Below are 16,997 nucleotides of genomic sequence, written 5' to 3'. Positions count from 1 at the left end.
CGTCAGGTCATCGACGGCCTGATGCGCTCGGGCAACGCCTTCTTCGTCGAGAAGAACGGCCGCGTGCTGCTGATGGCCGAGAACCTCCGCGAGAACGCCGCGCAGCTGGGCCGCTTCAAGCGCGCCGAGCGCGAGCGCAGCGGCGTCAAGCGCCTGCAGCGCGGCCAGGAGATCCCCATCGCCGTGCTGGTGCGGCGGGTGGATCTGAAGCGCCGGTTCGATCTCGCAGCAGGCGTGCAAGGCGCGTTGCCAGCGTTGGCGCAGGCGATCGAGCGGGAGTTGGGAAGGCTTTGAGGGTCAACGCAGACCGCGCACCGTTGCCAACGGCAGGAACAAGGTCAGCGGCGCCTCGGGCAAGGCAATGAACCCGTGGTGCCGGTAGAAGGCCGCAGCCGTCTCGTCCTTGGCATCGACCGTCAGCGCATGGGCGGCAATCTCGGCATGGGCTGCGCGTGCCAGCGCATCGGCCAGCAGCGCGCCGCCCAGACCCTGCCCCTGGAAGCGGCGATCGACCGCCAAACGGCCCATGCGCACGGCGGGTACGGTGGGATAGCGCGGCAGCTTCTTCGCGGTGCTGGGCGGCAAGTCGGCCAGCCACAGGCTCGCCGAGGCCAAGGTGTAGTAGCCCGCGATGCGGCCCTCGTCGGTGATGGCCACGAAGCAGGCCGCGACGCGGCGGCGCACGTCCTGCGAGACCTGCTCGTGCAGGTAGCGATTCAGCGCCGGGCTGTCGCAATCGAAGGCCGAGCGGTCGTGCGTGGCGTCCAGTGGCACCACGCGAAACGGCGCCCGGCTCATTCAGCGTGCAGCAGCTTGCGGCGACGCGTGAAGGCGCGCTTGAGCGCCGGGGCCGGGGTGGGCGGCGACAGCAAGGCCTGGGCGAAGCACTCCTGGTCGGCCACCGACAGCCGGATGGCGGCCGCCTGCTCGATGGCGCGCTGGGCGGCCTCCTGCACGGCCGAGACCACGAAATCGGTCATCGTGCGCCCCTGCAACTCGGCGGCGCGCTTGAGCTGGGCGTGCAGATCGGCACTGATGCGCGCTTCGAGCCGGGCGGTGGTGGTGTGGGCGGCCATGGGATCGTCCTCCTGACGCCAATTATACGGCAAATTGCCGTACATTGCCAGCCGGCATGTGGGGTCGTGGGAAAGCGGCCGGCCCCCAGGCGGACAATTCAGAGGTCCGCATACCGGGGCAGCAGGTCCTGATCGGCCAGGCGGATCTCGATGGCGTTGGCGATTCTGACGTGCTCAGGGTTCTCGTCCGAGAAGGGCTCGTCGGTGACACTGACGATGATGGTGCCCCGCTGCTCGTCCTGGCCCTTTGCGTTTTTGCCCATCACCGGCACCAGCGCTCGAGCCTCGGGTACTTGCTGCGCTGTCAGTACGCGCGGCAGGTATAGCATCCAGCCGACGCCGGGGCGGTCTTTGAAGACGGCGCTTTCCGGATAGTAAAAGGGGCTGAACGTGGCGAATGCCGCCGGCCATATTCCGCTGGCGTGCTGCAGCAAGGCTGCGCCCTGCCGCCAGTCGCCGACCACCGGGTTCACGGTCAAGCGGAAATCAATCCGATCGGGGCGCCCCAGAACCGACGTCGTCGACGACATGCTCGCGCCGTCAGCGGAAGCCTCCTGGCCGTTCCAGACCGACACAGACCGAACATCTTCCACGCCTCGGCTCTTTTCGCGCAGTACGGCGAGGGCGGCTGTCGTCGGCCCGTTCGAGTCGAAGGCCTCGTACAACAGCGCCTCCTCTTTACTCTTCGAGGAGGTCAGAAACCAGCGCGACAACAATGGAGACCATGAGGACACATGCCGCGCCAGCAAGAACAGTTCGGACATCTGCTGTTCGACTGGAATCAGCTTGTCGACCTGGCGACGGAACTGCAGATCTAGAGTCAAGAGAGGAGCGTTCATGGATGAAAGAGGACCTCGATATCGGGATAGGCGGCACGGATGATGGTGGAGAAGTAGCGGTAACTGATCGGCTCCATGAAATGCCAGCGCAGCTGCACCGGAGGGCGAGGCTGCGCTGCTGCGCCTTGACGCATGGCCTCGTTGAAAACCGCGCGTTCCCCCTCCCGCCACCAGGGTTTGACTTGGCGATACTCATCGAAGAACTGGTCATACCGTGCCTTGGCTTCCTTGAGCAGGCATTGGCTGGAGTCGAAGCCGTCGAAGCGCACGCCATTGAATTGCCATTCGACCAGGTGACCTGCTGGTGCCGGAGGCATCTGCCCGATACGGCGCTGGTAATCGATCGAGTCTAGCGACCACCCGGCAGTCGATTGCAAGGCCGCTTCGCCCCGATCGGGCGGACACTCCTTGCACGTTTGTCTCGCACGGGTGGGCGCCTCGGCGCGCGCGATGGTCGAGTCTTTGGCCTGGTCGGCCTGCTCTTGGCGCTTGCGCGCCTGCTGCCGCGCTACTTCACCGGCTGCGCCGGCAGCCACGCCCACGCCAAGCGCGGTCAGAATGCGGATGGCGGCGGCTTCGATCAAGGGGATGGCGGCAGCGGCCATTCATCGGCTCCTTTGAGCTTGTGTCGAACCACGGCATCCAGCTCGTCGAAACGCCGCTCGGGCCGATGGGCGAGAAGCTCATCGCACACCGTGGCGACGAACTGGTTCAGAGGTCCGCATACCGGGGCAGCAGGTCCTGATCGACCAGGCGGATCTCGATGGCGTTGGCGATTCTGACGTGCTCAGGGTTCTCGTCCGAGAAGGGCTCGTCGGTGACGCTGACGATGATCGTGCCCCGTTGCTCGTCCTTGCCTTTGGCGTTCTTGCCCATCACCGGCACCAGCGCTCTGGCCTCGGGTACTTGCTGCGCTGTCAGCACGCGCGGCAGGTATAGCATCCAGCCGACGCCGGGGCGGTCCGGAAAAACAGCATCGTATTGCTCTGGAGTCAAAGCGCTGTAGATCGGCCGATAGAGTCGCACAGATTCTGAAACCAGCTCTATTGCGTCGTTGGTGTCACCGAGCCTAAATGTCTGCGGAGCGGACCTCATCTTGAAGGTCAGCCCTGAAGAGCGGCCGTCTCTACGATCAAAGAAGCAGGAGATCGAGGCTCCCTTTACTCGATCTTCTTGCCCGTTCCAAAGTGTGAAGCTCTGCAATGCAGTTTCTTCTCTGTTCTCTTCGCGGATGACAGCGATCGCAGCGGCTTTAGGCCCTGAACTGTCAAAAGCTCGGTAGAGATAGGACGAGTCTTTCTCTCCCGTCGCTATCAGCCACTGGTCAGGGAGCAGCATCGGGTCTGAAGACGCGCCTCCTCTGACCAACTCGTAGACAAGATTCATCTGGGATTCGATGGAGTCCGAGTCCGCGAAGGCGCGACGAAATCGCACTTCGAGGACATGACTGATGTACGGGCGCTTTTTCATGGTCGGTACAGGACCTCTATCTCGGGTGAGGTGCGAAGCAGAACCTTCGACATGTATCGATACGAGACCGGCTCCATGAAGTTCCACTGCAACCGGATGGGGGGCTTGGGTATGGCAGCACGGTTCTGTGCCACTGCCTCATTGGTCATCTTGACGAAAATTCTTTCCTGAAAGGGATACTGGAATCCGCCCCACTCATCGAAAAACTGGTCATACCGTGCCTTGGCCTCCTTGAGCAGGCATTGGCTGGAGTCGAAGCCGTCGAAGCGCACGCCGTTGAATTGCCATTCGACCAGATAGCCCTCAGGCGCCGCAGGCATCTGCCCGATGCGGCGCTGGTAATCGATCGAGTCTAGCGACCACCCGGCAGTCGATTGCAAGGCCGCTTCGCCCCGATCGGGCGGACACTCCTTGCACGTTTGTCTCGCACGGGTGGGCGCCTCGGCGCGCGCGATGGTCGAGTCTTTGGCCTGGTCGGCCTGCTCTTGGCGCTTGCGCGCCTGCTGCCGCGCTACTTCACCGGCTGCGCCGGCAGCCACGCCCACGCCAAGCGCGGTCAGAATGCGGATGGCGGCGGCTTCGATCAAGGGGATGGCGGCAGCGGCCATTCATCGGCTCCTTTGAGCTTGTGTCGAACCACGGCATCCAGCTCGTCGAATCGCTGCTCGGGTGTGGCGCCGGGCTTGCGCAGGTAGCGATCGACTGGCGGCTCGTCATGGATGCGCGGTGCATCGGCCGCCCAATGCATCAGCCGCACGATGTGCGGCGTGCTGCTGAAACCCACACGGGCGGCGTAGTCGTACGCGGCCTGCATGCGCGCCAGGACCGCCTCGCGCCCAGGCTGCTCCCGCCGGTCGGGCCGATGGGCGAGAAACTCATCGCACACGGTGGCGACGAACTGGTCCACTTCGCTTTGTTGCAGCGCCTGCCACTGCGCCTCAGTGAGCGTCAGCATAGTGCCTTCCGATCCGCATGCGCCGGCCTTCATGCAGCAAGTGCCACTCGTGGATGAGGCCGAAGAACTCTTCACGCTGCGCAGCGTCGAGCGTGCCGAGATAGTAACGCCTTGGCCTTGAGGGCGTGGATTCGATGACTTTGCAACGCAGACGGATGACTGTTCACGTCTTGGGTGTCATACCTTGGCTGCCCAAACGTCGTACTCGACCATCGGCTTGGACTTTGTGCGTAGGAAGGCATCCGCCTGGCGCTTGCCTTCTGTGGCAGACCCAGCTTCCCTGATGGTGGTGATGCGCCAGCCACTGTCACTGAGGGAGCTTTTAATGAGGTCGAGTGGGTTGGCGCGCCTGTCGGTGATGCCGCCGAACCGGATAACCATCTTGGCATCTTCGGCGCACACCTCACTGGCGTTGCGCCACACGCGGCGGAGATCTTCCGCGAAGTCCTCGGGGCTTGAATGAACGATCTGGTCGCTACTACTGTAGTCGACAACGTCGGAGCCGCCCACGAACCAATTGCGCAGCCACTGATCAGGAATGTAGGTCCGCATGCCGTAGTACGGGGGCGAGGTGATCAGCCAGTCGAATCGGATTTCTGGTGTTTCCGGCTGGAGTGCCTCGGCCTGACGGCTGTCCGCCAATCGCACGGTGCCCGCAGTGTCATGCGAGCTTCCGTAGTAGCGCTTCGCACGCCGTTCGATCACGGCCAAGACATCAATTGGCTCCGGTGAAAGCCCTCGCGACCGCCAGAAGCGTGTCGCATAGGCAGGCTTGGGAGCGTAGGTTCTAGGGCATTGGTTAGAGAAGTAGCTCGGGAAGGTTTTCTGCTTCGGGCCATGCAGCGCACCTAGGACAATGCCACGGAGGGCGATGCGGGCGTCCGTGGTGCAGTCCTCCAGGAAAGCCTCCCGGAATCGGCACAGCGCGTCCAGTACAGTCGGGTGATACGCCCATTGCCAGAACTCGCTGGTCGGGATGTGGCGCGCTTCGCGTTCAGTCAGAATACTGCGTGCTTCGGTAAGGATGTCATCAACGGTGGTCGTCGCGAGCTTGGAGGCCGTAACGGCTGCGGCAACCGGGCTGGAGTCCACCCCAAGGGAACGGAGGCCGACAAGTCGTGCAGCGAAATTGGTAGTGCCCCGGCCGCAGAAAGGATCAAGCACGACGTCACCCGCTCGCGCTCTCCGCTTCAGAATATTAAGCGGAAAATCGAGTGGAAACATCGTGAAGTACGGACAAATCCCATTCAGAGCGGTATCGCCACGCTGGAAATCAGCGGTCATTTTTTGACTCTTATCCACGTTGCCCTGGTACTTGGGTTCTTGAAGGTCTCCCACGCTGTGGGTTGTGGCCCAAACACTGCGTTCATTGCCTTCGGCATTAGGTTGTACGCAAACTGACGGCGGTCCTCCAAGTGTTCCGGCAAGTGGTCGATTAGCAGGCCGTTGAAAAATCCCCCGTCGACGCTGGCGTCGGCCAGTACGATCTGAAGCCATCGGCGAACAACCCAGACGAGGACGATGAGAGGCAACCAAGACTTCCCAGGCAAGCGATGTTCAGCTACATCAGCCTTGAAGAGCGCGTGCCGCAGACACACCCGCTGCGCAAACTGCGCGCCGCAGTCGTTGCGCTGCTGGCGACGATGAACCGCGAGTTCGACGCGGTGTACGCCCGCCGGGGCCGCCCCTCGGTGCCGCCGCAGATGCTCGATGCCCTGCTGCTGCAGATCCTGTTCTCCATCCGCAGCGAGCGCCAGTTGGTCGAAGCGGTCAACTACAACCTGCTGTACCGCTGGTTCGTGGGCCTGAACATCGAGGACAAGGTCTGGGACCACTCCACCTTCAGCGCCAACCGCGAGCGGCTCTTCAACGAAGACTTGGCCCGCGCCTTCTTCGAGCGGGTCAAGCACACCGCCGTTTGGGCGAAGTTGACCAGCGACGAACACTTCAGTGTGGACGGCACGCTGATCGAGGCCTGGGCCTCGCACAAAAGTTTCAAGCGCCGGGACGACGACCAAACCCCGACTGAGGGCGCAATCCCGAGGTGGACTTCAAAGGGCAGCAGCGCTGCAACGACACCCACGCCAGTACCACGGACCCCGATGCCCGGCTGTTCAAGAAGAGCCAGGGCGACAAGTCCCGCCTGTGCCACATGGGCCACATCCTGATGGAAAACCGCAACGGGTTGATCGTGGACGTGGAGATCACCCATGCCAGCGGCACCGCCGAGCGCGAGGCGGCGCTGGCCATGTTGAAGCGTCGGGACAACAAGAACAAGCGGGCTACGGTCGGGGCCGACAAGGGCTACGACAGCAAGGCCTTCATCAAGGGCTGCCGAAAGCTCAAGGTCACGCCGCACGTAGCGGCCAAGGACAAGCACTCGGCGGTGGATGCCCGGATCACCCGACACGAGGGCTACAAGACCAGTCAGAAGGTGCGCAAGCGCATTGAGGAGGCCTTTGGCTGGATCAAGACCGTGGGTGGTCTGGCCAAGACCAAGCTCATCGGTCAGGCCAAGCTCACGGGTCAGGCGCTGCTGTGCTTTGCCACCTACAACCTGGTGCGCATGGGCAGCATCGGCGGCTGGTGGGACGCGCATCATGCGTGAGCCCGGGGATACGTGCGCCCGAAATGGGCGAGATGGCCTGCAAACAGGCCAGATTGGCCGGTGCAATCGCTGCGCAGACGCGTCTGGGCCACTCGTTTCTTCGAAAACAGCGTCCCTGATGCGTTCGATGCCCACTTTTTCAACGGCCTGCTAGACTCTTGTCCGTGCGTCGCCTCCTCGCCATCGTCCTGCTCGCCCTTCTGCCGCTCCAGTTCAGCTGGGCGGCCGTGGCGTCGTACTGCGGGCACGAGGAGCAGGCCGGCGCAACGCACTTCGGTCACCACGAACACCAGCACCACGCCGATACCGTCGGCAATGTCGGGCCGGTTACCGATCTGGGTGCGACCGCGGATGCCACGGGCGACAAGGCACCCGGTGCCATGGACCTGGACTGCGGTCACTGCCACGGCCACTGCAGCGTGATGCTCACCCTGCCGTCGGCCCTGCCCGGCGCGCTCTCGACGACGCACCCCAGCGCAAACCTTGAAGAATCCGAAGGCGCATACGCGCCGACCCGACCCGAGCGCCCTCAGTAGCTGCCCCTCGCCTGATCGGCGAGGCGGGTCTCTTCCTTCTCTGAAGCCCGTTCGCGCCTGAGTGCGCGCCGCAGCGTGCGGCGCCTTCGGGCACGACGCGACCTCTTGGTCGCCGCTTGCCGATCTCCCGTGGGTTGTTCTCAACACTGGAGCATCGGATGAATCCAAGAACTCGAACAAGGGCCTGGCTGCTGCACGCGGGTGCGGCAGCCACCGTGGCCGCCTGCAGCATCGCTGTGCAGGCGCAGCCCGCCTCTACCCCGGCTGCGCCTCAGACTGCCGCGGCCTCGCTGAGCCTGCGCCAGGTCTTCGACGCCGCCTGGGCCCGCCAGCCCGAGTCCATGGCCTTGCAGGCGCGGCGCGACGCCGCCCGTGCGCAGCAGAGCGCGGCGAATGCCTGGACACCGGAGCCCGCGGCCCTGGAAATCTCGAACAAGACCGACCGCCTGAACCGCAACCAGGGTGCGCGCGAGCTTGAGGTCGGCATCGCTGTGCCGCTGTGGCTGCCCGGCGAGCGAGGCAGGACTGCGGCGCTCGCGGAAGCAGAAGGTGCGGCCATCGAGAGCCGCGCCACTGCGGCGCGGCTGCGCATCGCCGCCACCGTCCGCGAGGCCTGGTGGCAGTGGCAGCGCGCCCGCATCGAAGTCGACAGCGCCCGCGACCAGCTCGACAACACCCGCCGCATCGCCGCCGACGTGGCCCGGCGCACCAAGGCCGGCGACCTCGCCCGCGCCGACCAGCACCAGGCCGACGGCGCCGTGGCAAGTGCCGAGGCGAACATGGCGCAGGCCGAAGCCGGCCTCGCAGCGGCCCGGCAGCATCTGCGGGCACTGACTGGAGCTGCGCCAGCAACGAGCGAAGCGGCGGCCTCCGCGGCAGAGCCCGACCCCGGCACCGCCGCGACCGACATGGAAGCCCACGCTGCGCTGCTGGAGCTGAAGGATCGCGCGGCAGTCGCCGAGCGAACCGCAGCGCTGGCCTCGACCCAGTCACGCGCGAATCCAGAGCTGATGCTGGCCTTCACGCGCGACCGCGGTGCCTTCGGCGAGGCGGCGCAGCAGACCATCACGCTGGGCGTGCGCATCCCCTTCGGCGGAGGCCCGCGGTACGACGCCCGGACCGCCAATGCGCGCGCCGAAGCGACCGAGGCCCAGGCTCAACTGGCGCTGGAACGCGAGCGTGTGATCGCGGAACGCGAGGCCGCAAAGGTCCGCGTGGACGCCTCCCGCAGCCAGCTGGCGGCTGCTGAGCGCCGCGCCCAGCTCGCCCGCGAGTCGCGCGGCTTCTTCGACAAGTCCTTCCGCCTGGGCGAAACCGATCTGCCGACCCGCCTGCGCATCGAGGCCGAGGCCGCCGAAGCCGAACGCCAGGCCGCACGCGCCCGCATCGAACTCGCCGCGGCGATCTCCGCGTGGCGGCAGGCCCTGGGCCTTCTTCCTCAGTGACGCCCTGCCCTGCAGTGCAACGCATCGAACTCTTCAGGAATCCATCCATGAAACTCCCACACACCCTGGCCGCACTGCTCGTCGCGGCCACCTTCCTTGGCGCGCCCGCGTGGGCCGGCGAAGGCCATGACCACGGCGACGCCGCCCCCGCAGCCGTCGGCCAGGCGCTGCCGCGCTTCTCGGCCGTCTCCGAGACCTTCGAACTCGTCGGCGTGCTCAGCGGCAAGCAGATCACGCTGTACCTAGACCGCTTCGGCGACAACAGCCCGGTGCGCGGCGCGCAGATCGAGCTCGAGATCGGCGGCGCCAAGTTCAAGGCCGAGAAACAGGGCGAAGACGAATACGAGGTCGTGCTGCCCGAGGCCCCCAAGGAGGGCGTGCTGCCCGTCACCGCCACGGTGACCGCAGGCACCGAGGTCGACCTGCTGGCCGGTGAACTCGACATCCACGAAGCAGGTCATTCGGACGAGGCTGTTCACACGCACTCGTGGTCAGAGTACGCAGGATGGGGCGTCGGCGGTCTGGCCGCGCTGGCCTTGCTCGCCTGGGGCGGGCGCCGAGTGATGAGTGCACGCAGCGTTCGCGCCGGGGGTGCAGCATGAAGCGCAGCCTGATCGCCTCCAGCCTCGCGCTGCTGATCGCCTCGACCGGGTTCACCCCTGTCCATGCCGGCGAAGGCCATGACCACGGCGATGGGCCCGCAGCGCCCAGCGCCAACGGGCCCCAGCGCCAGCCCGACGGCAGCGTCTTCCTGCCCAAGCCCGCGCAGCGCCAGCTGGGCGTGCGCACACTCGTCACCGAAGCCGCCGAACTGCCACGTACCGTGGAACTGGGCGCCAAGGTGCTGATGGATCCGAACGCCGGTGGCAAGGTGCAGCCCCTGAACGCCGGACGCATCGAGCCGGAGCCGCGTGGCCTGCCCAACCCTGGGCAGGCGGTGCGCAAGGGTGAAGTGCTGGCCTACGTGGTCCCGTCGGCGGCGCCGATCGAACGCTCCAACCAGGCCGCGCAACTGGCCGAGCTGCGTGCCGCCAAGGCACTGGCCGACAAGCGCATCGCACGCCTGCAGGAGCTGGCCGACACCGTACCGCGCAAGGAGATCGAAGCGGCCGAGAGCGAAGCCGCCAGCCTGACGGCACGCATCGCCGCCGTCGGGGGCGGCCTGTCCACCCGCGAAGCGCTGGTGGCGCCGGTGTCCGGCGTGATCGCCTCGGCCAACGTGGTGGCCGGCCAGGTGGTCGATGCCCGCGAACTGGTATTCGAGATCGTCGACCCTTCCCGCCTGCGCATCGAGGCGCTGGCCTTCGACGCCGCCATCGCTGCAAACATCGGCACCGCGACGATGGCCGTGGGCAACCAGCGTGTGCCGCTGACCTTCATCGGGGCCTCGCGCAGCCTGCGCGAGCAGGCGCTGCCGCTGGCCTTCCGCGCCCAGGGTGATGTACTTAAGCTGCTGGCTGTCGGCCAGCCGGTGCGCGTGTTCGTGCAGACCCGGGACAAGGTCAAGGGCGTCTCGGTGCCGGTGGCCTCGCTGATGAAGAACCCGGCCAACCAAACCGTCATCTGGGTCAAGACGGCACCAGAGCGCTTCGAGCCGCGGACCGTCACGACCGAGCCGCTGGACGGCGTCAATGCCGCGGTGACTTCAGGTCTGGAGCCGGGTGATCGTGTCGCGACGCAAGGCGCCACCTTGATCAACCAGGTGCGCTGACATGTTCAAGTGGCTACTCGACAACAGCCTGACGAACCGGCTGCTGGTGATCATCGCCAGCGTGGTTCTGATGGCCTACGGCGCGTTCACGCTCTCCACCACGCCGGTGGACGTGTTCCCGGACCTCAACAAGCCCACCGTCACGATCATGACCGAGGCCGGCGGCATGGCCGCCGAAGAGGTGGAGCAGCTCATCACCTTCCCGCTGGAGACGACCATGAACGGTCTGCCCGGCGTGGAGTCGGTGCGCTCGACCTCGTCGGCCGGGCTGTCCTTCCTCTACGTCACCTTCGACTGGAGCACCGACATCTTCCGCGCCCGGCAGCTGGTGTCGGAGCGCCTGTCGTCGATGGAGGAAGGCATCGCCGAAGGCGTGGTGCCGCGCATGGGGCCGATCAGCTCGATCATGGGCGAGATCATGCAGATCGCCATTCCGGTCGATCCGAGCAAGATCAGCGCAATGGCCGTGCGTGAGTACGCAGACTGGGTGCTGCGCCCGCGGCTGCTGTCCGTGCCCGGCGTCGCGCAGGTGATCCCGATCGGTGGTGAAGTCCGCCAGTTCCAGGTGCAGCCGAACACCACGCGGATGGCCGAGCTGGGCATCACGCACGATCAGCTCGAAGGCGCGCTGAAGGGCTACTCCAGCAACACCTCGGGCGGCTTCCTGGAACTGAACGGCCGCGAGTACCTGATCCGCAACCTCGGCCGCACGTCCCGGCTCGACGACCTGAACAACCTGGCGCTGACCGCGAAGGACGGCCAACCGATCCTGATGCGCCAGATCGCCGAGGTGACCTTCGCGGCGGCACCCAAGCGCGGCGATGCCGGCTACGAAGGCAAGCCGGCCGTGATCCTCGGCATCCAGAAGCAGCCGACCGCCGACACGATCGCGCTGACCAAGTCCATCGAGGATGCGCTGGTGGGTCTGAAGGCCTCGCTGCCGGCTGGCATGGAGGCGCCGCGCGTGACCTTCCGTCAGGCCAGCTTCATCGAGGCCTCGATCACCACGCTGCAAGGCAAGCTGATCGGTGCGTCGATCTTCGTCGCGGTGATCCTGTTCTTCTTCCTCGGCACCTTGCGGCCGACCATCATCGCGCTGACCGCCATCCCAGTGTCGATCTTCATCACCGCGTTGGTCTTCAAGTATTTCGGGCTGTCGATCAACACGATGACGCTGGGCGGCCTGGCCATTGCCATCGGTGGCCTGGTCGATGACGCGGTGGTGGGCGTCGAGAACGTGCTGCGGCGCTTGAAGTCCGACCGGGCGAACCATCCGGACCACCGCCTGCACCCGATCGAGGTCGTGGCGCGCGCGACGATGGAGGTGCGGTCGGCGATCCTCTACGCCACGGTCATCATCGTGCTGGTCTTCATCCCGCTGTTCGCGCTGCCGGGGCTGGAGGGCAAGCTGTTCGTGCCGCTGGGCATCGCCTTCATCGTCTCGACGCTGGCCTCGCTGATCGTCTCGGTGACGGTGACGCCCGTGCTCAGCTTCTACCTGCTGCCGCGCATGAAGAACCTGGACCACGGCGACACCAAGGTGCTGGCCTGGCTGAAGGCGCGCTACCGCAGCAGCCTGCAGGGCGTGCTGGACCGGCCCAAGGCCGCGATGGTGGCCGCAGGTGCCGCGGTGCTGGTGGCCGCGGCCGCCGTGCCGTTCTTCCCGACGACCTTTCTGCCACCCTTCAACGAAGGCACGCTGCTGATCGGCCTGCGGCTGAACCCCGGCGTCACCCTGACGGAGTCGTCGGCCTTGGCGCGACAAGCAGAGGTCCTGGTCAAGCAGGTGCCCGAGGTCACGCACGTCGGCCGCCGCAGCGGCCGGGCCGAGCTGGACGAGCATGCGGAAGGCGTGCACGTCAGCGAACTGGACGTCGGTCTAAAGCCCACCGCGGAGCTGACGCGCAGCATGGACGAGATCAAGGCCGACATCCGCTCGCGGCTGGTGAATCTGCCCGCCGCGCTGGAAATCGGCCAGCCGATCTCGCACCGCATCGACCACATGCTGTCGGGTGTGCGCTCGCAGATCGCGATCAAGATCTTCGGCGAAGACCTCGATGCCTTGCGCGGCCAGGCCGATGCGCTGCGCGCGAAGCTGGCCGCCATCCCCGGCATCGCCGACCTGCAGATCGAGAAGCAGGTGCTGGCGCCGCAGATCAAGGTGCGCATCGACTACGCCGCCGCGGCGCAGTACGGCGTGCCGGCACCGCAGGTGCTGAACGCGCTGCAGGCGCTGGTCGAAGGCGAGAAGGTGACGCAGATCGTCGAGGGCAGCCGACGCTTCGCGCTGGTGGTCAAGCTGCCGGAATCGGCGCGCTCGGTGGAAGGGCTGGGCCAGATCCTGATCGAGACGCCGAACGGGCGCATCCCTCTGTCGAAGATCGCCACCATCGAGGACGGTGACGGCCCGAACCAGATCAGCCGCGACGATGGCAAGCGTCGCATTGTGCTGTCGGCCAATGCCTCCGGCCGCGCGCTGTCGGAGATCGTGGCCGACATCCGCCAGATCGTCGCCGAGACCAAGCTGCCCGAGGGCTACTTCATCACCCTGGGCGGCCAGTTCCAGGCGCAGGAGGAGGCCTCGCGCTTGGTCGGCCTGCTGTCAATCGTGTCGCTGACGCTGATGTTCGTGGTGCTCTACAGCCGCTACAAGTCGGCCGCGCTGTCGGCGCTGATCATGGTGAACATCCCGCTGGCGCTGGTGGGCGCGGTGATCGGCCTGTGGTTGTCGGGCCAGCCGCTGTCGGTGGCTGCGCTGGTCGGCTTCATCACGCTGGCCGGCATCTCGGTGCGCAATGGCATCCTCAAGGTCAGCCACTACATCAACCTGATGCGCTTCGAGGGCGAGTCCTTCGACCAGAAGATGATCCTGCGCGGCTCGATGGAACGGCTCAGCCCGGTGCTGATGACCGCACTGGTCACGGCTTTCGCGCTGGCCCCGCTGCTGTTCGAGGCCGAGCAGCCCGGCACCGAGGTGCTGCACCCGGTGGCCGTGGTGATCTTCTCCGGCCTCATCAGCTCGACCTTGCTCGACACCTTCCTCACGCCCGCGATGTTCTGGCTCTTCGGGCGCAAGCCGGCCGAAGCGCTGATGGACGATCGGGATGCCGAGGCTCTCTGACTTCTTCCCCTGTTCACACTCACCACCCCGAAAGGACTTCCATGAAGACCCAAGCCCTGTTTGCTTCAATCACCCTGGCCCTGGCCGGCTCGGCTTTTGCCGCCGGCGACAAGCACGACCACAAGCCGCTGCACGGCGGCGTGGTCGTCGAGGTCAAGGACATGGACTACGAACTGGTGGCCAAGCCGACCGTGATCCAGCTCCATCTGCGCGACCACGGCAAGGCGGCCGACCTGAGCAAGGCGACCGCCAAGCTCACGCTGCTCACCGGCACCGAGAAGCAGGAAGTCGAACTGAAGCCGGCGGGCGACAAGCTCGAGGCCACCGGCAGCTTCAAGGTCGGCCCGGGCACCAAGGCCGTGGCCATCGTGACGGTCGCCGGCAAGCCATCGACGGCACGCTTCACGCTGAAGTAAGGTGGCCCGCGCCATGAACAGCGCGCGCGTTGAACACGACAGCACAGCAGCCACCCGGCCGAGCAGCGGGTGGGCCTTGCTGTCGGCCGCCTGGGTCGTCGCCCTGGTGTCGACCTTCGCTGCGCTGTTCATCAGCGAGGTGATGGGCATGACTCCCTGCCAGCTCTGCTGGTACCAGCGCATCCTGATGTTTCCGCTGGCCGTGATCCTCGGTATGGCGGCCTTCGGCAACGACCAGCGCGGCGCGATCTACGCCTTGCCGCTGGCACTGGGCGGTGTCGCAGTGGCGGGGTATCACACCGCACTCGTTGCAGGCTGGGTGCCGCAGTGGTGGATTCCCTGCGGCGCCGGCCCGTCCTGCAGCGATCAGAAGCTGGTGATCCTCGGCGACATCCAGATCCCTTGGCTGTCGCTGCTGGCCTTCACCGCCATCGTCGCGCTCCTGCTCGTCTACCTGCGAAAGACCCGTCCATGAACACCAAGAAGCTCGCCGTCGGCGGCATCCTGATCCTCGTGGTCGCCGCCTTCGCCCTGGGCGTGAGCCTGTACCGGAAGCAGACGCAGAGCGCTCAGGACCAGACGGTGCGCGCCGAGCAGACCCGCCTCGTGCGCATGCACTCGCCGGTGCTCGGGCCGCAGGGTGCGCCGGTCACGATCGTCGAGTTCTTCGACCCGGCCTGCGAGACCTGCCGCGCGTTCTATCCGATCGTCAAGAGCCTGATGGCGAAGTACCCCGACGACGTCCGGCTCGTCATCCGCTACGCGCCGTTCCACCAGGGCTCCGACCAGGTGGTGAAGCTGCTCGAAGCGGCCAAGCGCCAGGGCCAATACCAGCCGGTGCTGGAAGCGGTGCTGCAGGCGCAGCCGACCTGGGCCGACCACGGGCGGCCCAACCCCGACCTCACCTTCGAGATCGCGAAAGCGGCCGGCCTGGACATCGAGCGGGCCCGGGAGGATATGGCCCGGCCCGAGATGCAGGCGCTGCTGGCCCAAGATGTCGAGGACCTCACTGCCCTGCAGGTGAGCCGCACGCCTACCTTCTTCGTCAACGGCCGCAGCCTGCCGAGCTTCGGCCCGGACCAGCTCGCCGCCCTCGTGGCGGAGGAGGTCCTCAAGACAACTGGGATTGGGCGCTGACGGCTCCTGCAACTGCCGCCGGTGCGCGTTCTGTCAAGGTCGACATTGGGTTCACTGTTCGAGCACAGTGTGCAACCTCGCTGCGGGCCCGGCGTCCGCCTTGAACAGCAGCCCTCATAGGGGAAATTGGCCGATACGGGCTGGTGAGTCACGTCGCGACGCGATCACCTCGTTACGCTGCCCGACGAATCGCCAAGCCCGGCCGATCCGAGGGCCCGAAGCTCGCCGCCTGACAGTGGCTATGGCCGTCCCCGCTTCCGCGGGAACGGCGCTGCCTTGCCGGCGCGGGTCGATTCACCGAATGACGGCTTCAGTCCGCCGTCAGCGCGTGAATGATGGGGCAGCGGCGCTTGCTGTCGGGCGCATCGCACTGGCGCACCAACTTCGCGAGCGCCTTGCGCATGGCGTTGAGGTCGGCCAGTTTGCTGTCGATGACCTGCAGCTTGCGGTCCGCCAGCTCTCGTGTCTCCGCGCAGGCGCATGCCTCTTCGAGCCGCAGCAGGCCGGCGATCTCCTCGAGCGTGAAACCGAGCACCTGCGCGCGCTTGATGAAGCGCACATGCTTGGTGAGTTCGGCCGGGTAGCGGCGCTGCCCGTTGAGCGGCCTTTCCGGTTCAGCGAGCAAGCCGCGCCGCTGGTAGTAGCGGATCGTCTCCACGTTGACACCCGCCTCGGCGGCCAGCCGCCCGATCGACAGTTCAGACGTCACGTCGCACCTTCTTGACTCCGTACCATGGTACGGACTTTAGACTGCGTTCGTGGTCTAGGTTTCGGAGGTCGCGGTGCCATCGCTCAACGTCAAGGGTTCGCTCGCTGCGGGCGCGTTGGCAGCCATCGGCGCGTCGATCTGCTGCGTCGGGCCCCTGGTGCTGCTGTTGATGGGCATCGGCGGGGCCTGGGTGGCCACCCTGGCGGCCTTGGAACCGATGCGCCCGTTCTTCATGGGCGCGACCTTGTTCTTCGTTGGGCTCGCCTTCCGTCGCCTGTACCTCGTGCCCCCGGTCTGCGAGCCGGGCACGCCTTGCGCCGATCCGCGGACCGTCAGCCGGCAACGACTGATGTTCTGGATCGTCGTTGTTGTCCTGGCCAGCTTGCTGGCGGTGCCGTGGATGGCGCCGCTCTTCTACTGAAGGAACCCCACCATGCGCAACTTACTTGCGGCAGCCTTCGCGCTCGTCATTCCCATCGCCGTGCTGGCCAGCGGCGAGCACCGCCAAACGACGCCGTTTCGGAGTACTTCTCGCCTCTCTGCTGCCGTTTTTCTCTGCTGGGCTCGTGAGCGTTCACCGAGCCAGAGCCAGCACTGGCGCGGGTTTCCGGCTTCCGGGTTGCGATTGTGAATTGGTCGGCCGTTGGTTACCGAATCTGCACTGCTCACCTCATCTTGCATCAAGGTACGGCGAGCTCGGCGGCAGATACTGGTTGAGACAGTTCGCACAGGATGCCGCACTGTTCGGCGCTTCTGCCTTCGGAACACATTTCCCTCAAGGATCTGAGCTGCTGCTCAAGTGCGCTCAGTTCCTGGATACGCACCGCGACCTGCTCGATGTGTGCCTCAAGAACACGGTTGACCTCACTGCAATCTTGGGTTGGCACGTTCTTGAGGCGCAACAGCACACGAATCTCGTCGAGCGTCATGTCCAGCGAACGACAGCGGCGAATGAAAAGCAAGCGTTCGACGTG

At 65.9% G+C, this 16,997-nt stretch carries 21 protein-coding genes and 1 pseudogene; 12 read left to right on the top strand and 10 right to left on the bottom strand.

Annotated elements, in window-relative coordinates:
* Positions 1–294, top strand: a 294-nt coding sequence (locus ACK42S_RS08090) for a DUF6441 family protein (RefSeq protein WP_409705411.1), incomplete at its 5' end; no start/stop codon positions are given.
* Between the two features lie 3 nt (positions 295–297).
* Here the strand turns inward: ACK42S_RS08090 and ACK42S_RS08085 are convergent.
* The 8 genes from ACK42S_RS08085 to ACK42S_RS08050 form a co-directional block, all read right to left on the bottom strand.
* Complete coding sequence (locus ACK42S_RS08085; protein ID WP_409705408.1) at positions 298–798, bottom strand: GNAT family N-acetyltransferase; 501 nt, start codon at positions 796–798, stop codon at positions 298–300.
* Entirely contained in the window at positions 795–1,076 is a 282-nt protein-coding gene (locus tag ACK42S_RS08080; RefSeq protein ID WP_409705405.1) for a DUF1778 domain-containing protein, read from the bottom strand. The genes ACK42S_RS08085 and ACK42S_RS08080 overlap by 4 nt, the downstream gene beginning before the upstream one ends.
* A gap of 98 nt (positions 1,077–1,174) precedes the next feature.
* Positions 1,175–1,915: an immunity 52 family protein gene (locus tag ACK42S_RS08075; RefSeq protein ID WP_409705402.1), complete on the bottom strand. Its 741-nt coding sequence runs from the start codon at positions 1,913–1,915 to the stop codon at positions 1,175–1,177.
* Complete coding sequence (locus ACK42S_RS08070; protein WP_409705399.1) at positions 1,912–2,520, bottom strand: restriction endonuclease fold toxin 5 domain-containing protein; 609 nt, start codon at positions 2,518–2,520, stop codon at positions 1,912–1,914. Before ACK42S_RS08070 ends, ACK42S_RS08075 begins: the two co-directional genes overlap by 4 nt.
* 106 nt (positions 2,521–2,626) lie before the next feature.
* Positions 2,627–3,385, bottom strand: coding sequence for an immunity 52 family protein (locus tag ACK42S_RS08065; protein ID WP_409705396.1), 759 nt, complete (start codon positions 3,383–3,385; stop codon positions 2,627–2,629).
* Positions 3,382–3,993, bottom strand: coding sequence for a Tox-REase-5 domain-containing protein (locus tag ACK42S_RS08060; protein ID WP_409705393.1), 612 nt, complete (start codon positions 3,991–3,993; stop codon positions 3,382–3,384). The genes ACK42S_RS08065 and ACK42S_RS08060 overlap by 4 nt, the downstream gene beginning before the upstream one ends.
* The gene (locus ACK42S_RS08055) at positions 3,969–4,340 is read right to left on the bottom strand and encodes a hypothetical protein (protein ID WP_409705390.1); all 372 of its coding nucleotides are present in this window, start codon (positions 4,338–4,340) and stop codon (positions 3,969–3,971) included. Before ACK42S_RS08055 ends, ACK42S_RS08060 begins: the two co-directional genes overlap by 25 nt.
* A gap of 177 nt (positions 4,341–4,517) precedes the next feature.
* Entirely contained in the window at positions 4,518–5,837 is a 1,320-nt protein-coding gene (locus ACK42S_RS08050; protein WP_409705387.1) for a DNA methyltransferase, read from the bottom strand.
* Between the two features lie 24 nt (positions 5,838–5,861).
* Here ACK42S_RS08050 and ACK42S_RS08045 point away from each other — a divergent pair.
* The 9 genes and pseudogenes from ACK42S_RS08045 (at position 5,862) to ACK42S_RS08005 (ending at position 15,314) form a co-directional block, all read left to right on the top strand.
* Positions 5,862–6,948, top strand: a pseudogene (locus ACK42S_RS08045) (IS5 family transposase).
* 164 nt (positions 6,949–7,112) lie between these two features.
* Positions 7,113–7,484 (top strand): hypothetical protein, encoded by a 372-nt coding sequence (locus ACK42S_RS08040; protein ID WP_409705385.1) that lies wholly within the window; start codon positions 7,113–7,115, stop codon positions 7,482–7,484.
* 158 nt (positions 7,485–7,642) lie between these two features.
* Positions 7,643–8,929 (top strand): TolC family protein, encoded by a 1,287-nt coding sequence (locus tag ACK42S_RS08035; protein ID WP_409705382.1) that lies wholly within the window; start codon positions 7,643–7,645, stop codon positions 8,927–8,929.
* A gap of 47 nt (positions 8,930–8,976) precedes the next feature.
* A complete protein-coding gene (locus ACK42S_RS08030; RefSeq protein ID WP_409705379.1) occupies positions 8,977–9,531 on the top strand; it encodes a hypothetical protein in 555 nt (184 codons plus the stop codon).
* Positions 9,528–10,640, top strand: coding sequence for an efflux RND transporter periplasmic adaptor subunit (locus ACK42S_RS08025; RefSeq protein ID WP_409705376.1), 1,113 nt, complete (start codon positions 9,528–9,530; stop codon positions 10,638–10,640). The genes ACK42S_RS08030 and ACK42S_RS08025 overlap by 4 nt, the downstream gene beginning before the upstream one ends.
* 1 nt (position 10,641) lies before the next feature.
* Entirely contained in the window at positions 10,642–13,761 is a 3,120-nt protein-coding gene (locus ACK42S_RS08020) for an efflux RND transporter permease subunit (protein WP_409705373.1), read from the top strand.
* 41 nt (positions 13,762–13,802) lie between these two features.
* Positions 13,803–14,177, top strand: coding sequence for a hypothetical protein (locus tag ACK42S_RS08015; protein ID WP_056321215.1), 375 nt, complete (start codon positions 13,803–13,805; stop codon positions 14,175–14,177).
* Between the two features lies 1 nt (position 14,178).
* A complete protein-coding gene (locus ACK42S_RS08010; RefSeq protein ID WP_409705370.1) occupies positions 14,179–14,652 on the top strand; it encodes a disulfide bond formation protein B in 474 nt (157 codons plus the stop codon).
* The gene (locus ACK42S_RS08005) at positions 14,649–15,314 is read left to right on the top strand and encodes a DsbA family protein (RefSeq protein ID WP_409705367.1); all 666 of its coding nucleotides are present in this window, start codon (positions 14,649–14,651) and stop codon (positions 15,312–15,314) included. Before ACK42S_RS08010 ends, ACK42S_RS08005 begins: the two co-directional genes overlap by 4 nt.
* Positions 15,315–15,624: 310 nt before the next feature.
* On the opposite strand, the gene merR is transcribed toward ACK42S_RS08005, so the two are convergent.
* On the bottom strand, positions 15,625–16,023 hold the full coding sequence (gene merR / locus ACK42S_RS08000; protein WP_409705364.1) for an Hg(II)-responsive transcriptional regulator: 399 nt from the start codon (positions 16,021–16,023) through the stop codon (positions 15,625–15,627).
* A gap of 73 nt (positions 16,024–16,096) precedes the next feature.
* Between merR and ACK42S_RS07995 the strand changes: the two genes are divergently transcribed.
* Together ACK42S_RS07995 and ACK42S_RS07990 are read left to right on the top strand one after the other, a co-directional pair.
* Entirely contained in the window at positions 16,097–16,444 is a 348-nt protein-coding gene (locus ACK42S_RS07995) for a mercuric transporter MerT family protein (protein WP_409705361.1), read from the top strand.
* Positions 16,445–16,456: 12 nt separating this feature from the next.
* Positions 16,457–16,654, top strand: coding sequence for a hypothetical protein (locus ACK42S_RS07990; protein ID WP_409705358.1), 198 nt, complete (start codon positions 16,457–16,459; stop codon positions 16,652–16,654).
* Positions 16,655–16,703: 49 nt separating this feature from the next.
* On the opposite strand, the gene ACK42S_RS07985 is transcribed toward ACK42S_RS07990, so the two are convergent.
* The coding region (locus ACK42S_RS07985) for a MerR family DNA-binding protein (RefSeq protein WP_409705355.1) at positions 16,704–16,997 on the bottom strand (294 nt) is incomplete at its 5' end.

Origin of the sequence: Caldimonas sp., assembly GCF_046289365.1 — a bacterium.
GTDB lineage: Bacteria > Pseudomonadota > Gammaproteobacteria > Burkholderiales > Burkholderiaceae_C > Caldimonas.
The sequence above is the reverse complement of the archived record's forward strand: the minus strand, read 5'-3'. Positions and strand labels throughout refer to the sequence as shown.